At 66.0% G+C, this 12,878-nt stretch carries 9 protein-coding genes; all 9 read left to right on the top strand.

What is annotated here, in order from left to right; all coding sequences use genetic code 11:
- Nucleotides 1-3: 3 nt before the first annotated feature.
- The gene (gene cobA / locus NFH98_RS18995; protein WP_108132132.1) at nucleotides 4-807 is read left to right on the top strand and encodes a uroporphyrinogen-III C-methyltransferase; all 804 of its coding nucleotides are present in this window, start codon (nucleotides 4-6) and stop codon (nucleotides 805-807) included.
- A complete protein-coding gene (locus NFH98_RS18990) occupies nucleotides 804-2,423 on the top strand; it encodes a cytochrome D1 domain-containing protein (RefSeq protein ID WP_348827208.1) in 1,620 nt (539 codons plus the stop codon). The genes cobA and NFH98_RS18990 overlap by 4 nt, the downstream gene beginning before the upstream one ends.
- Before the next feature lie 281 nt (nucleotides 2,424-2,704).
- The gene (locus NFH98_RS18985) at nucleotides 2,705-3,742 is read left to right on the top strand and encodes an amino acid ABC transporter substrate-binding protein (RefSeq protein ID WP_045993511.1); all 1,038 of its coding nucleotides are present in this window, start codon (nucleotides 2,705-2,707) and stop codon (nucleotides 3,740-3,742) included.
- A gap of 155 nt (nucleotides 3,743-3,897) precedes the next feature.
- Nucleotides 3,898-5,073, top strand: coding sequence for an amino acid ABC transporter permease (locus NFH98_RS18980; protein ID WP_124805219.1), 1,176 nt, complete (start codon nucleotides 3,898-3,900; stop codon nucleotides 5,071-5,073).
- A 159-nt stretch (nucleotides 5,074-5,232) separates the two neighbouring features.
- Nucleotides 5,233-6,309 (top strand): amino acid ABC transporter permease, encoded by a 1,077-nt coding sequence (locus tag NFH98_RS18975; protein ID WP_045993550.1) that lies wholly within the window; start codon nucleotides 5,233-5,235, stop codon nucleotides 6,307-6,309.
- Between the two features lie 77 nt (nucleotides 6,310-6,386).
- Nucleotides 6,387-7,115 carry an amino acid ABC transporter ATP-binding protein gene (locus NFH98_RS18970; RefSeq protein WP_045993549.1) on the top strand — a complete coding sequence of 243 codons (729 nt, stop codon included), beginning with the start codon at nucleotides 6,387-6,389 and terminating at the stop codon, nucleotides 7,113-7,115.
- 283 nt (nucleotides 7,116-7,398) lie between these two features.
- Nucleotides 7,399-8,736, top strand: coding sequence for a 2-oxoadipate dioxygenase/decarboxylase HglS (gene hglS / locus NFH98_RS18965; RefSeq protein ID WP_348827207.1), 1,338 nt, complete (start codon nucleotides 7,399-7,401; stop codon nucleotides 8,734-8,736).
- A 303-nt stretch (nucleotides 8,737-9,039) separates the two neighbouring features.
- Nucleotides 9,040-9,801: a sulfite exporter TauE/SafE family protein gene (locus NFH98_RS18960; protein ID WP_108448658.1), complete on the top strand. Its 762-nt coding sequence runs from the start codon at nucleotides 9,040-9,042 to the stop codon at nucleotides 9,799-9,801.
- A 160-nt stretch (nucleotides 9,802-9,961) separates the two neighbouring features.
- Nucleotides 9,962-12,811 (top strand): HD domain-containing phosphohydrolase, encoded by a 2,850-nt coding sequence (locus NFH98_RS18955; protein WP_348827206.1) that lies wholly within the window; start codon nucleotides 9,962-9,964, stop codon nucleotides 12,809-12,811.
- Nucleotides 12,812-12,878 lie beyond the last annotated feature (67 nt).

Below are 12,878 nucleotides of genomic sequence, written 5' to 3'. Positions count from 1 at the left end.
ACCATGTCCTTGCAAGCCCTCTACGACCAGCTCGGCGAAGCGCCGCTCGCCTCCGGCGAAGTGGCCATCGTCGGCGCCGGCCCCGGTGACCCCGGCCTTCTGACCCTGCGCGCGCTGTACCTGCTCAGCCAGGCGGACTGCCTGGTCTATGATCGCCTGGTGTCACCGGAGGTGCTCGCGCTGGCGCCCAAGGCGGCCCAGCGCTTCTACGTGGGCAAGGCGGCGCGCTGCCACGCCCTGACCCAGGAGGAAACCAACCAGTTGCTGGTACGCCTGGCGGTGACCGGCAAGCGGGTGGTGCGCCTCAAAGGCGGCGACCCCTTCATCTTCGGGCGCGGCGGCGAAGAGGCCGAGATGCTGGTGGACAACCAGGTGCCCTTTCGCGTGGTGCCGGGAATCACCTCGGCCCAGGGCTGCAGCGCCTACGCCGGCTTTCCGCTGACCCATCGCGACCACGCCCAAGGGGTGACCTTCGTCACCGGCCACGCCCGCGCCGACGGCAGCCTCGATCTCGACTGGCGCTCGCTGGCCAGTCGCCGTCACACCCTGGTGTTCTACATGGGGCTGACCAACGCCGAGCTGATTCGCCGCGAACTGCTCGCCAACGGCCTGCCCGCCGACCAGCCGGTGGCGCTGATCGAACGCGGCACCACCCGGGAACAGCGCCGGGTGATCACCCGGCTGGGCCAGTTGCCGGAGACCATCCAGGCCGAGGGGCTCAAGCCGCCGACGCTGATCGTGGTGGGCGAGGTGGTGTCCCTGGCCGGGCGACTCGATATGGACGCGGTGGCGGAGGCGGTGGCATGAACACGGCAAGACTGCTGGGCGCGGCCCTGATCGGGCTGATGCCAGTCCTGATGCCAGCCTTGATACCAGAGCTGGCTGGGGCTCAGGAGGAGGCGATAGCGGCAAATTCGGCAGCGCCGCAGCTCTACCAGGATCACTGCGCCAGCTGCCACGGCGCCGATCGTCTGGGCGCCATGGGGCCGGCGCTGCTGCCCCAGAACCTCGGGCGTATCAAGCCCGAAGAGGTTCGTCGGGTGATTGCCGATGGCCGCCCCGCGACCCAGATGCCCGGCTTCACCGACACGCTTGCCGAGGCCCAGGTCGATGCGCTGAGTGACTGGGTGCTGAGTGACCCGCCGGTGACCCCCGACTGGACGCTCGACGATATCCGCGCAAGCCAGGTGGTGTCGCATCCTCCGGTCGCTGGTGAAGACCCTCTTGGCGACACGCCCGAGTTCGACGCCGATCCGCAGAATCTGTTCGTGGTGGTAGAGACCGGCGATCACCACGCCAGCGTGCTCGACGGCGACACCTTCGAGCGCCTGGCGCGCTTCCCCACTCGCTTTGCCCTGCACGGCGGGCCCAAGTACAGCCCGGATGGCCGCTACGTCTATTTTGGCTCCCGCGACGGTTGGATCACCAAGTTCGATCTCTATCACTTCGCCGTGGTGGCCGAGGTCCGCGCCGGCATCAATATGCGCAATATCGCGGTGTCCGCCGATGGCCGCTACGTGATGGCCGCCAACACCCTGCCGGGCAACCTGGTGCTGTTCGACGCCCACCGGCTCGATCCCATGCGGGTCTATCCCGCCGCCGACGCCGAAGGCAACGGCTCCCGGGTCAGCGCCGTCTACGCCGCGCCGCCGCGCTCGAGCTTTATCGCCGCGCTCAAGGACGTCAAGGAGCTGTGGGAGATCCCCTGGCCGGTGACGCCTGAAGCGGTGGTGGCCACGGGGCATATGGACGAGCCGCTGGATCCCGCGCGCAAGGCTCTGGAGGCCAGGGGCGAGAGCTTCGAGGTCCGGCGTCTGCCGGTGCCGGACTACCTCGACGACTTCTTCTTCGACCCCGAGTACCGCCGCGTCATCGGCGCCTCCCGCGGTGGCGATGGGGCCATGGTCATCGACCTGGACAGCGGCGACAAACTGGCCGACCTGCCGTTGTCGGGCATGCCCCATCTGGGTTCCGGCATCACCTGGGAGACCGGCGGACGTCGGGTGATGGCGATTCCCCACCTGGCCAAGCCCGAAGTCTCGATCATCGACATGGACGACTATTCGCTGATCAAGACGCTGCATACCGACGGCCCGGGCTTCTTCATGCGCAGCCACGAAAACTCCCGCTACGCCTGGACCGACGTGTTCTTCGGGCCCAACCGTGATCGTGTCCACGTGATCGACAAGGACAGCCTCGAGATCGTGCGCACCCTGATCCCGGAGCCGGGCAAGACGTCTGCCCACGTGGAGTTCGACCGTGACGGCGAGACCCTGCTGCTGAGCCTGTGGGAGCGCGACGGCGCGGTGATCGCCTACGACGCCGATAGCCTCGAGGAGATCACCCGGGTACCGATGGACAAGCCGTCAGGCAAGTACAACGTGTGGAACAAGACCCACTATGAAGAAGGCACCTCGCACTAGAGGCCTATGTGAAAAGTGCCTGCGCTCGGCGTCTTTACGGACAACGCCCAAGGGCGTGGCGCTGTCCTGATACAAGGCGTGCTTGTGGTGGAGATCAGTGCGTCTTGCCCGGAGGGGGCGTGCCAGCGGGTACGCTCCTCCCGGGCCTCTTTTCGATGGGGGCTGCCATCGAACTTCAATCCATCGTTTAAAACAAACGTCGACACCAGCATTGACCGCGCCGGCCGAGGCTCGGATAGTGAATGGGCGTACAACGCTCATCCATTACTGGAGTTGAATCCATGCGACACAATAACAAGACGTTGCTGACCCTCTCCCTCGCCGCGCTATCCACAGCGGCGCTGGGCGTGACGAGCAGTGCTTCGGCCGCCACCCTGGACGAAGTCACCTCCCGCGGCGAACTCCAATGCGGTGTCAACGTCGGCCTGTCCGGTTTCTCCTCGCCGGACGAGAACGGCAACTGGCAGGGACTCGATGTGGAAACCTGTCGCGCCATCTCGGCGGCGATCTTCGGTGACGCCGACAAGGTGGTGTTCACCCCGCTGACCGCCAAGGAGCGCTTTACCGCGCTGCAGTCCGGTGAGATCGACGTGCTCTCGCGCAACACCACCTGGACCGCCACCCGGGACAACTCCCTGGGCCTCAATTTCACGACGACCACCTTCTACGATGGTCAGGGCTTCATGGTGGCCAAGGATCTCGGCATCGAGAGCCTCGAGGACCTGAACGGCGCCTCCATCTGCATCCAGTCCGGCACCACCCACGAGCTCAACCTGGCGGACTACTTCCCGGCCAAGGGCATCGACATCAACACCGTGACCTTCGATACCCCGGACCAGACCGCCTCGGGCTTCGCCAGCGGGCGCTGTGACGTGCTCACCTCGGACACCTCCCAGCTCAGCGCCCTGCGCCTGCAGCTGCCGGAACCGGACAGCGTCGAGATCCTCACCGAGCTGATCTCCAAGGAGCCGCTGGGCCCGGTGGTTGCCCAGGGTGACGACCAGTGGTTCGACATCGTCAAGTGGACGGTCTTCGCCATGGTCAATGCCGAGGAACTGGGCATCACCAGCGACAACGCCGAGCAGATGAAGAATGATCCGCCCAATCCCCAGGTGGCGCGCCTTTTGGGTGTCGACGGCACCTACGGCGAGCAGCTCGGTCTGACCAACGACTGGGCCTACAACATCGTCTCCCAGGTGGGCAACTACGGTGAGGTGTTCGCCGATACCGTGGGCGAAAACTCACCGCTGGGCATCAGCCGTGGCATGAACGCCCTGTGGAACGAAGGCGGCATCCTCTACGCCCCGCCGATCCGCTGATACTGTCCGCTGCGACCCCGGCCATGGCCGGGGTCGTCCGACCCATGACGGATAGAGCGACGACGTCGCGCGCCGGCCCCCTCGCCGTTCGCGGGTGAATACCCACGGCCGCGAGACGGGCCGGAGGCAAGCGTCGTCCAGCAAGAGGCTCGCCCATGTCCACGCCCCCTATCGAACGGACGCCGCTATGGCGGCGTCCTGCCTTTCGTGCGCTGATCATCCAGGCGCTGCTGCTGGCAGGCCTCGCCGCGCTGATCGCGATGATGATCGGCAATGCCCTGACCAATCTCGAGGCCAGGGGCATCACCACCGGTTTCGACTTCCTCGGTGAGCGCGCCGGGTTCTCGATCCCCCAGACCCTGATCGACTACTCCGGCGACAGCAGCTACGCCCGCACCTTCGTGGTGGGGCTGCTCAATACCCTGCTGGTGTCCGGGCTCGGCATTCTGGCCGCCACCCTGATCGGCTTCGCCGTGGGTATCGCCCGGCTGTCGCCCAACTGGCTGCTGGCTCGCCTGGCGGCGGCCTTCGTCGAGACCTTTCGCAATATTCCGCTGCTGGTGCAGATCCTGTTCTGGTACTTCGCCGTGCTCCAGGCCCTGCCCAGTCCGCGCCAGAGCATGTCGCTGCTCGAGGCGTTCTTTCTCAACGTGCGCGGGCTGATCGTGCCGGCGCCGGTGCCCGAGCCAGGCTTCGGCTTGACCCAGCTGGCGCTGGTGGCAGCGATCCTGGCGGTGGTGGCCCTTGGTATCTACGCCAGACGGCTTCAGCAGCGTACCGGCAAGGCGCTGCCGGTGTACTGGCTCGGTAGCGCCCTGATCATCGGCCTGCCGCTGCTGGTGTTCGTGGCCAGCGGCAGCCCGCTTGCCTGGGACGTGCCGTCGCTCAAGGGCTTCAACTTCTCCGGCGGTATCACCGTGATCCCGGAGCTGATGGCACTGTGGCTGGCGCTGTCGATCTACACCGCCTCCTTTATCGCCGAGATCGTGCGTTCAGGGATCCAGTCGGTGCCCAAGGGACAGATCGAGGCGTCCCGGGCGATCGGCCTGCCGGGCAACATCACTTTGCGCAAGGTGGTCATCCCCCAGGCGATGCGAGTGATCGTGCCGCAGCTCACCAGTCAGTACCTGAACCTGATCAAGAACTCGTCGCTAGCGACCGCCATCGGCTATCCCGACCTGGTGGCGGTGTTCGCCGGTACCAGCCTCAACCAGACCGGCCAGGCGATAGAGATCATCGCCATGACCATGGCGGTCTATCTGACCATCAGTCTGGTGGTGTCGGCGTTGATGAACGTCTACAACGCCCGGACCCTGCTCAAGGAGCGCTGAGATGAATACGCCAACCATGCGCTCTGCCATGAGCCGCTTGCCTGTCTTCGTTGGAGGACTGCTGCCATGACCGAGCGTCCCACACCTCCTTCCCAGTCCCCGGTGCACCCCCCGAGTGAGCCCGAGGTGGCGCCGGCTGCCGCGTCCACCGAGCATTCCATGATCGCCGCCCGGCCGGCGCCGGTGGCGCGCCATGGTGTCACCGGCTGGCTGCGCAGTCGGCTGTTCTCGACCCCGCTCAATTCGGTGGTCTCGCTGATCACCCTGGCGGTGCTGGTATGGGCGCTGTCCCCGCTGGTGCAGTGGGCGCTGATCGACGCCGACTGGATCGGCACCACCCGCGAAGCCTGCACCGGCGAGGGCGCCTGCTGGGTGTTCATCAGCGCCCGCTTCGAGACCATCGTCTACGGCTTCTACCCCGAGACCGAGCGCTACCGCGTCGATATCACCCTGGCGCTGCTGGTGGCCACCATCGCCTGGCTGATGATTCCCCGACTGCCGGCCAAGCGCTGGGTGGTGATCTTCGCCCTGGTCGGCTTTCCGGTGATCGCCTGGCTGTTGCTGCTGGGAGGCCACTTCGGCCTGCCGGCGGTGCCCACCCGTGAGTGGGGCGGGCTGATGCTGACCCTGACCGTGGCCATCGTCGGTATCGTCGGCTCGCTGCCGCTGGGGGTGATCCTGGCGCTGGGCCGGCGCTCGCAGATGCCACTGGTGCGCAGCCTGTCGGTAGTGTTCATCGAGTTCTGGCGCGGCGTGCCCTTGATCACGGTGCTGTTCATGGCCTCGGTGATGCTGCCGCTGTTCGTGCCCAGCGAGGTTGAGTTCGACAAGCTGCTGCGCGCACTGATCGGCATCATGTTCTTCTGGAGCGCCTATATGGCCGAGGTGGTGCGCGGTGGCCTGCAGGCGATACCCAGAGGCCAGGAAGAGGCCGCCAAGGCGCTGGGCCTGGGCTACTGGCGGCGGATGGGCCTGATCATCCTGCCCCAGGCGCTCAAGCTGGTGATCCCGGGCATCGTCAACACCTTCATCGCGCTGTTCAAGGACACCTCGCTGGTGCTGATCATCGGCCTGTTTGACCTGCTGGCGATCATCCGTGCCGGGCTCACCGACACCAACTGGCTGGGCTTCGCCACCGAGGGCTACGTGTTCGCCGCGCTGATGTTCTGGATCTTCTGCTTCGGCATGTCACGTTACAGCCAATATATCGAACGGCGTCTACATACCGGCCATTGACGGCCCACAACAACAAATTTGATCGGGAGGCAGCCATGTCTGCTCAAGCGGCGACCACGGCGGATTCGAACACGCCGATGATCGAGATCGACGGCCTCAACAAGTGGTACGGGGACTTCCACGTGCTGCGCGACATCGACCTGACCGTGCAGCCAGGGGAGCGCATCGTGGTGTGCGGGCCCTCGGGGTCCGGCAAATCCACCCTGATCCGCTGCATCAATCACCTGGAGGAACACCAGCAGGGCCGCATCACCGTGGGCGGGGTGCACATGACCCAGGACGTCAAGCGCATCGAACAGATCCGCCGGCACGTCGGCATGGTGTTCCAGCACTTCAATCTGTTCCCTCACCTGTCGGTGCTCGACAACTGCTGCATCGCCCAGACCTGGGTACAGAAGAAACCCCGGCGCGAGGCCGAGGCCACCGCCATGGAGTTTCTCGAGCGGGTGCAGATCGCCGACCAGGCCCACAAGTACCCGGGCCAGCTGTCCGGCGGCCAGCAGCAGCGCGTGGCCATCGCGCGCGCGCTGTGTCTGCGCCCGGAGGTGATGCTGTTCGACGAGCCCACCTCGGCGCTGGACCCGGAGATGATCAAGGAGGTGCTGGACGTGATGATCGAGCTGGCCCGGGAAGGCATGACCATGCTCTGCGTGACCCACGAGATGGGCTTCGCCAAGACCGTGGCCGACCGGGTGATCTTCATGGATCAGGGCCAGATCATCGAGCAGGCGCCGCCCCAGGAGTTCTTCAACAACCCGCGCTCGGAGCGTACCCAGCTGTTCCTGAGTCAGATCCTGGGGCACTGAGGCGCCCTGGCCGCGCGCTTGCTCGCGCAGAGCGCGGCAAGGCGGACGGGGGCGACAGCAGCGGGGCACATAAGCTGGAGGACTGGTAGCGCGGGGTGGCTCCCATGGCGTCGCTGCGAGAAAGACTGCGCCGATAAAGGCGCGGAGTGTCGAGAGCGATGGCGGCGACCACCGCCGTGGCATTCCTTGAAGGAATACAACCAGCGATAATTTTCGTTTGTCGCCGCCTCCCCGCTCTGGTCTTATCGGTGGCATCACCGCCTGCCAACCGATAGGAGCCCGGATGTCTTCCGACTTTGTGACCGCCGACGAGATTCGTGACCGCTTTGCCTCTGCCATGTCGGCCATGTACCAGGCCGAGGTGCCCCAGTACGGCACCCTGCTGTCACTGGTCGAGCAGGTGAATCGGCAGACCCTCGAGGCTGATCCGGCGCTGGCCGAGCGGCTCGAGGCCAGCGGCGAGCACGCTCGCCTGGGCGTCGAGCGTCACGGTGCGATCCGGGTGGGCACGGCCGAGGAACTCGCCACCCTGAGGCGCCTGTTTGCGGTGATGGGGATGTTACCTGTGGGCTACTACGACCTGTCCGAGGCCGGGGTGCCGGTGCACTCCACCGCCTTTCGCCCGGTCACCGACGAGGCCCTGGCACGCAATCCCTTCCGCCTGTTTACCTCGCTGCTGCGCCTCGAGCTGATCGAGGACGTCGAGCTGCGCACCCTGGCCAGCGAGATCCTGGCCAATCGCGACATCTTCACTCCGGGGGTGCGTGAACTGATCGCCACCTTCGAGCAGCAGGGTGGCCTCACCGAGGAACAGGCCGAGCGCTTCGTCGCCGAAGCCCTGGAGACCTTCCGCTGGCACCAGGACGCCACCGTGGACCGCGCCACCTACGAGCGGCTGCACTCGGCCCACCGTTTGATCGCCGATGTGGTGTCCTTCCGTGGCCCGCACATCAACCATCTGACCCCGCGTACCCTGGACATCGACGAGGCCCAGCGCCGGATGCCCGAGCATGGCATGACGCCCAAGGCGGTGATCGAGGGCCCGCCCCGGCGCGCCTGTCCGATCCTGCTGCGTCAGACCAGCTTCAAGGCGCTGGAAGAGACCACCCGTTTCGTCGGTGACGCCGAGGGTAGCCATACCGCCCGCTTCGGCGAGATCGAGCAGCGTGGCGTGGCGCTGACACCCAAGGGCCGCGCCCTGTATGACCGCTTGCTGGGCGAGGCCCGCAAGGCGACCCAGGGGCTGGACAACGCCGCCCATCAGGCACGCCTGGCCGAGGTCTTCGCCGACTTCCCCGATGACGAGACCACCCTGCGCCGCGAGGGTCTGGCCTACTTCGTCTACCGTGCGGTAGACGAGTTCGACGGTGACGCCTCTGTGGAGGTACAGATCGCCGCCGGCAAGGTGGTGGCCGAGCCGCTGACCTACGAGGACTTCCTGCCGGTGTCGGCGGCGGGCATCTTCCAGTCCAACCTGGGCGGTGAGGAGAGTGCGGTGGGGCAGGGCAACGCCAACCGTGACGCCTTCGAGGCGGCGCTGGGGGCCTCGGTGCGCGATGAACTCGAGCTCTACGCCCGCCGCGAGCGCGAATCCCTGGCGGCGCTTGGCCTGAAACGCTGATCCTGATGATTGGCCTGAGCCTGCTCTCTGTATCAGCCGCTGAATGTGCCCATCGCTGATCCTGTCGTCACGGCTCTTGCCTTCACGGAAAGTACCCGCGCCGATCGATCTTCCGCCCGGAAGATCGATCGGCGTTGGCGTTGGCGTTGGCGTTGGCGTTGGCGTTGGCGTTGGCGTTGGCGTTGGCGTTGGCGTTGGCGTTGCGGGCAGCGAGGCGATGCTGGCGGGCGGGTCGTCAGCGAGTGCGAGCCGTGGCACACAAAGGTAAGCTTCTGGCTTTTCTTGTCTCAGGAGTTTGTCGCCATGGAGTGGCTCGCCGCCATCTCGCCGCTGTCCCCCCTCGTCAGTCTCGGCCTGATCCTGCTGTCCGGTGTCACCTCGATGATCAGCGCGTCGCTGGGCGTGGGCGGCGGCACCCTGTTGATCATGACCATGGCCCAGGTGATGCCGGCGGCGGCACTGATCCCGGTGCATGGCATGGTCCAGCTTGGCTCCAATGGCGGACGCCTGGCCATGAGCTGGCGATACGTTCACTGGCCGCTGCTGGCGACCTTTGTCCCCGGAGCCCTGGTCGGCGCCCTGGTGGCCGGCTGGCTGCTGATTCGCCTGCCCAGCGGGGTGCTGGAGCTGTCGATCGCCGCCTTTGTGCTCTATACCCTGTGGGGGCCGGGACTGCCCAAGCGCGCCCTGGGCCGCCTGGGCACCCTGATCGCCGGCGCCGTCACTACCCTGTTGTCCAGCTTTGTCGGCGCCAGTGGGCCCATGGTGGCGGCCTTCGTCAAGCAGACCGGAAACTCCCGCCAGGGTACGGTGGCCACCTTCGCCGCCTGCATGACCTTCCAGCACCTGACCAAGGCCTTCGTCTTCGGCGTCGCCGGTTTCCTGTTCGCCGACTGGCTGTGGTTGATCCTGCTGATGATCGGCGTCGGGGTGCTGGGCACCTGGCTTGGACTGCGCCTGTTGCATCACGTGTCGGAGCGGCGTTTCGACACCGGATTCCGGGTGGTGTTGACCGCGCTGTCGCTGCGTCTGGTGTGGCTGGGCATGACGCGGCTGCTGACCTGAACGTCTGGGCAGGCACGGCCGCCATGGGTGAGGGTCAAGACGAAAGATGTGGGCGAAGTAGTGCATAGGGGGTAGTTGCCCCCCGCTCCAGAGCGGCTGAATTGGCATAGAGTGATAGGTAGTCGTCACTGCTGGTCGACTGCCACCCTCGAGTCCTTCAATGCCTCTATTTGCCCGCCGTGAACTCCCGATCCAATGGCTTATCGCCGCCTCCATCGTCGGCATGACGCTGATGATGGCCGGTCTGCTGCTGTGGCAGTCGTGGGATCAGGCTCGGGACTCGCTGGTCGAGGCGCTGGAGCGATCCAGCCAGCAGCTGTCGGCGACGGTGGAGGTCAAGACCCGCTCGCTGATCGAACCTTCCAGGGCGATGCTCGGTGTGCTGAGCAGAGAAACGAGCATCGAGAACTTCGACAGTGCCCGAAGCGATCATCTGCTGCCCATGCTGGCGGCGGTGGTCGACGCCCAGGAGGTGCTGGGAGGCGCCTACATCGGCTCCGACAACGGCGACTTTCTGATGGTTCGCGCCATCGAGCGACTGTCGCCCGGGGCGGTATCCGACTCATTGAATCTGGCCGGTGGCACTTACCTGGCGCTGATCCTGCACGGCGACAGGCGGCAAGGCATGGCTGGCTACTGGCAGGTACTCGACGATGAGGCGAGGGAGCTACGTCGCATCGCCATCGAGAGCCACGGCCTGGACCCGCGCGATCGCCCCTGGTTTCGTCAGGCGCTGGACGAGTACGGCCCGCAGCTATCGGCGCCCTATACCTTCTTCACCAACGGTGAGCAGGGCGTCACCCTGTCCCAGCGATCCCGTGACGGACGCGCCGTGCTTGGCATCGATATGACCTCCGCGGATCTCGGCAAGGAAATCCATGCGTTTGCCACCACCCAGGGGTCACTGCTGGCCATCACTACTCCCGAGGGCGATGTGCTCGCCCACAACGCGGACAAGGATGCGGCGCTGTTGCCGGGGACCTCGCTGGAGGATCTGGGCGAGGCGCCGTTGATCGAGCTCAAGGATCAGGGGGTGCTGGCGACGCCGGTCCGTTACTTCTGTGGTGAGCAGTACTGGTGGGGGCTGGCGCTGCCCTTCGACATGCTCGGCAGTCGACTGGCCTGGCTGCTGGTGGCCATGCCGGAGCGGGAGCTGATGGCGAGCCTGCGTGAATCCCTGTGGCACCGTCTGTTGCTGTCGCTGGGGCTGGTGACGCTGATGGTGCCACTCGGCATCCTGCTGGGTCGCCGACTCGGGCGCCCACTGCGCGAACTGGGCGAGCAGGTACGGACCATCTCCGAGTTCGACCTCGATGCCTATCGAGGGGTCGACTCCCGGGTGCGCGAGGTGGCTCACCTGTCCGGTGCGCTGGACACTCTGGTGCATCGCGTCGGCGAGTTTCGGCGCATCAATCGCATGCTGGGACGCGAGCGCCGGCTCGACGTGATGCTCGACGGCATCCTCGATGAGCTGTTGAACGTCACCGGCAGCCACCACGGGGTCATCTATCTGGCCAACGAGGACAGTTCAGGCCGCCTGTCGCCGGTCGCCGAGGCGGGTCAGGGGTGGGGCGATGCCCCTTTGCCGGCGACGCTCGAGGTCGACCAGGACTCGGGCCCTCTGCTGGAGGTGCGGCGAGCACTGGAGGCGCAAGGGTATCTGGTGCAGTCGCTGCGCGACCGCGCCGGCAAGCGTCTCGGGATACTGCTGCTGGCGCACCGGGACGGTGGTCAGGATGATGACCAGTGGCGCACCTTCGTCGCCGAGGTGTCATCGGTGGCGGCGGTGGCCATCGACATGCGCCGCCTGCTCGAGGGCGAGGCGCGTCTGCTGGACGCCATGATTCAGCTGGTCGCCAGGGCCACCGATGCCAAGTCACCCCACACCGGGGGACACTGTACCCGGGTGCCGCAACTGGCGGAGATGCTGATCGATGAAGTGGATCGGGCGCGCCAGGGCCCTTTTGCTGCGGTTCACCTCAGCGAGGAAGAGCGCGCCACCTTCCACCTGGCGGCCTGGCTGCACGACTGCGGCAAGCTGACCACCCCAGACCACATCATGGAGAAGGCCACCAAGCTCGAGACCCGTTACAACCGGATCCACGAGATCCGGACCCGTTTCGAGGTGCTGTGGCGAGACGCTGAACTCGATTACTGGCGTGCCATCGCCCAGGGGGGCGAGGCAACAAAGCTTGACCAGGTACTGCAGCGTCGGCGCCAGGAGCTGCAGGAAGCCTTCGCCTGCGTCGCCGAGGCCAACCATGGCCGCGAGGCGATGGGCGAGGCCGACTGCCAGCGCTTGAAGACCATCGGCGAGTGGCGCTGGCTGCGTTACTTCGATGACCGCCTCGGGCTGTCGCGGGCCGAACTGGACAACATGGCCGAAGAACCCCGTCGCGCCTTGCCTGCAGAAGAACGTCTGCTTGCCGATCTGCCCCGTCATCGCATTGCCTGGCAGCGTCCCTGTCCCCCGGTGCATCCCGAGGACCCCGACAATCACTGGGGCTTTTCGATGGAGCCGCCGTCCCTGGCGGAGCATCAGGGGGAGCTCTACAACCTGTGCATCGCCCGGGGCACGCTCAACGACGTCGAACGCTTCCGCATGCAGGAGCACGTGATCCAGACCATCATCATGCTCGAGTCTCTGCCCTGGCCCGCTCACCTGAAGCGAGTGCCGGAGATCGCCGGCAATCACCATGAGCGCATGGACGGACAGGGGTATCCGCGGCGGCTGCGACTCGGCGAGGCCAGCCTGGAAGAGCGGATCATGGCGCTGGCGGATGTGTTCGAGGCGCTGACCGCCTCCGATCGTCCCTACAAGAATGGCCTGCCACTGTCCCGCGCGCTGGAGATCCTGGCCGACATGGTCAAGGACGGCCACCTGGACCCGGCGGTCTTCGAGTTGCTGCTGGATAGCGGCGTGTGGCGGCGCTACGCCGATACCTTTGTGGCCGACCGACAGATCGACCAGGTCGATATCGATGCCATCCGGGCCCGAGCTCGGCGTTGACCTAACGTGGAGCCTGCCGCTGTGTTCGGGATACGCGTCTGCAGATCTGCACATATAGTGGAGAGAG

Source organism: Halomonas sp. H33-56 (assembly GCF_040147035.1).
Classification (GTDB): domain Bacteria; phylum Pseudomonadota; class Gammaproteobacteria; order Pseudomonadales; family Halomonadaceae; genus Halomonas; species Halomonas litopenaei.
The sequence above is the reverse complement of the archived record's forward strand: the minus strand, read 5'-3'. Positions and strand labels throughout refer to the sequence as shown.

What these genes read in the sequence shown, in the direction of transcription:
- cobA (WP_108132132.1), top strand. Translation starts at nt 4, where the DNA reads ATGTCCTTGCAAGCCCTCTACGACCAGCTCGGCGAAGCGCCGCTCGCC.
- NFH98_RS18990 (WP_348827208.1), top strand. Translation starts at nt 804, where the DNA reads ATGAACACGGCAAGACTGCTGGGCGCGGCCCTGATCGGGCTGATGCCA.
- NFH98_RS18985 (WP_045993511.1), top strand. Translation starts at nt 2,705, where the DNA reads ATGCGACACAATAACAAGACGTTGCTGACCCTCTCCCTCGCCGCGCTA.
- NFH98_RS18980 (WP_124805219.1), top strand. Translation starts at nt 3,898, where the DNA reads ATGTCCACGCCCCCTATCGAACGGACGCCGCTATGGCGGCGTCCTGCC.
- NFH98_RS18975 (WP_045993550.1), top strand. Translation starts at nt 5,233, where the DNA reads ATGATCGCCGCCCGGCCGGCGCCGGTGGCGCGCCATGGTGTCACCGGC.
- NFH98_RS18970 (WP_045993549.1), top strand. Translation starts at nt 6,387, where the DNA reads ATGATCGAGATCGACGGCCTCAACAAGTGGTACGGGGACTTCCACGTG.
- hglS (WP_348827207.1), top strand. Translation starts at nt 7,399, where the DNA reads ATGTCTTCCGACTTTGTGACCGCCGACGAGATTCGTGACCGCTTTGCC.
- NFH98_RS18960 (WP_108448658.1), top strand. Translation starts at nt 9,040, where the DNA reads ATGGAGTGGCTCGCCGCCATCTCGCCGCTGTCCCCCCTCGTCAGTCTC.
- NFH98_RS18955 (WP_348827206.1), top strand. Translation starts at nt 9,962, where the DNA reads ATGCCTCTATTTGCCCGCCGTGAACTCCCGATCCAATGGCTTATCGCC.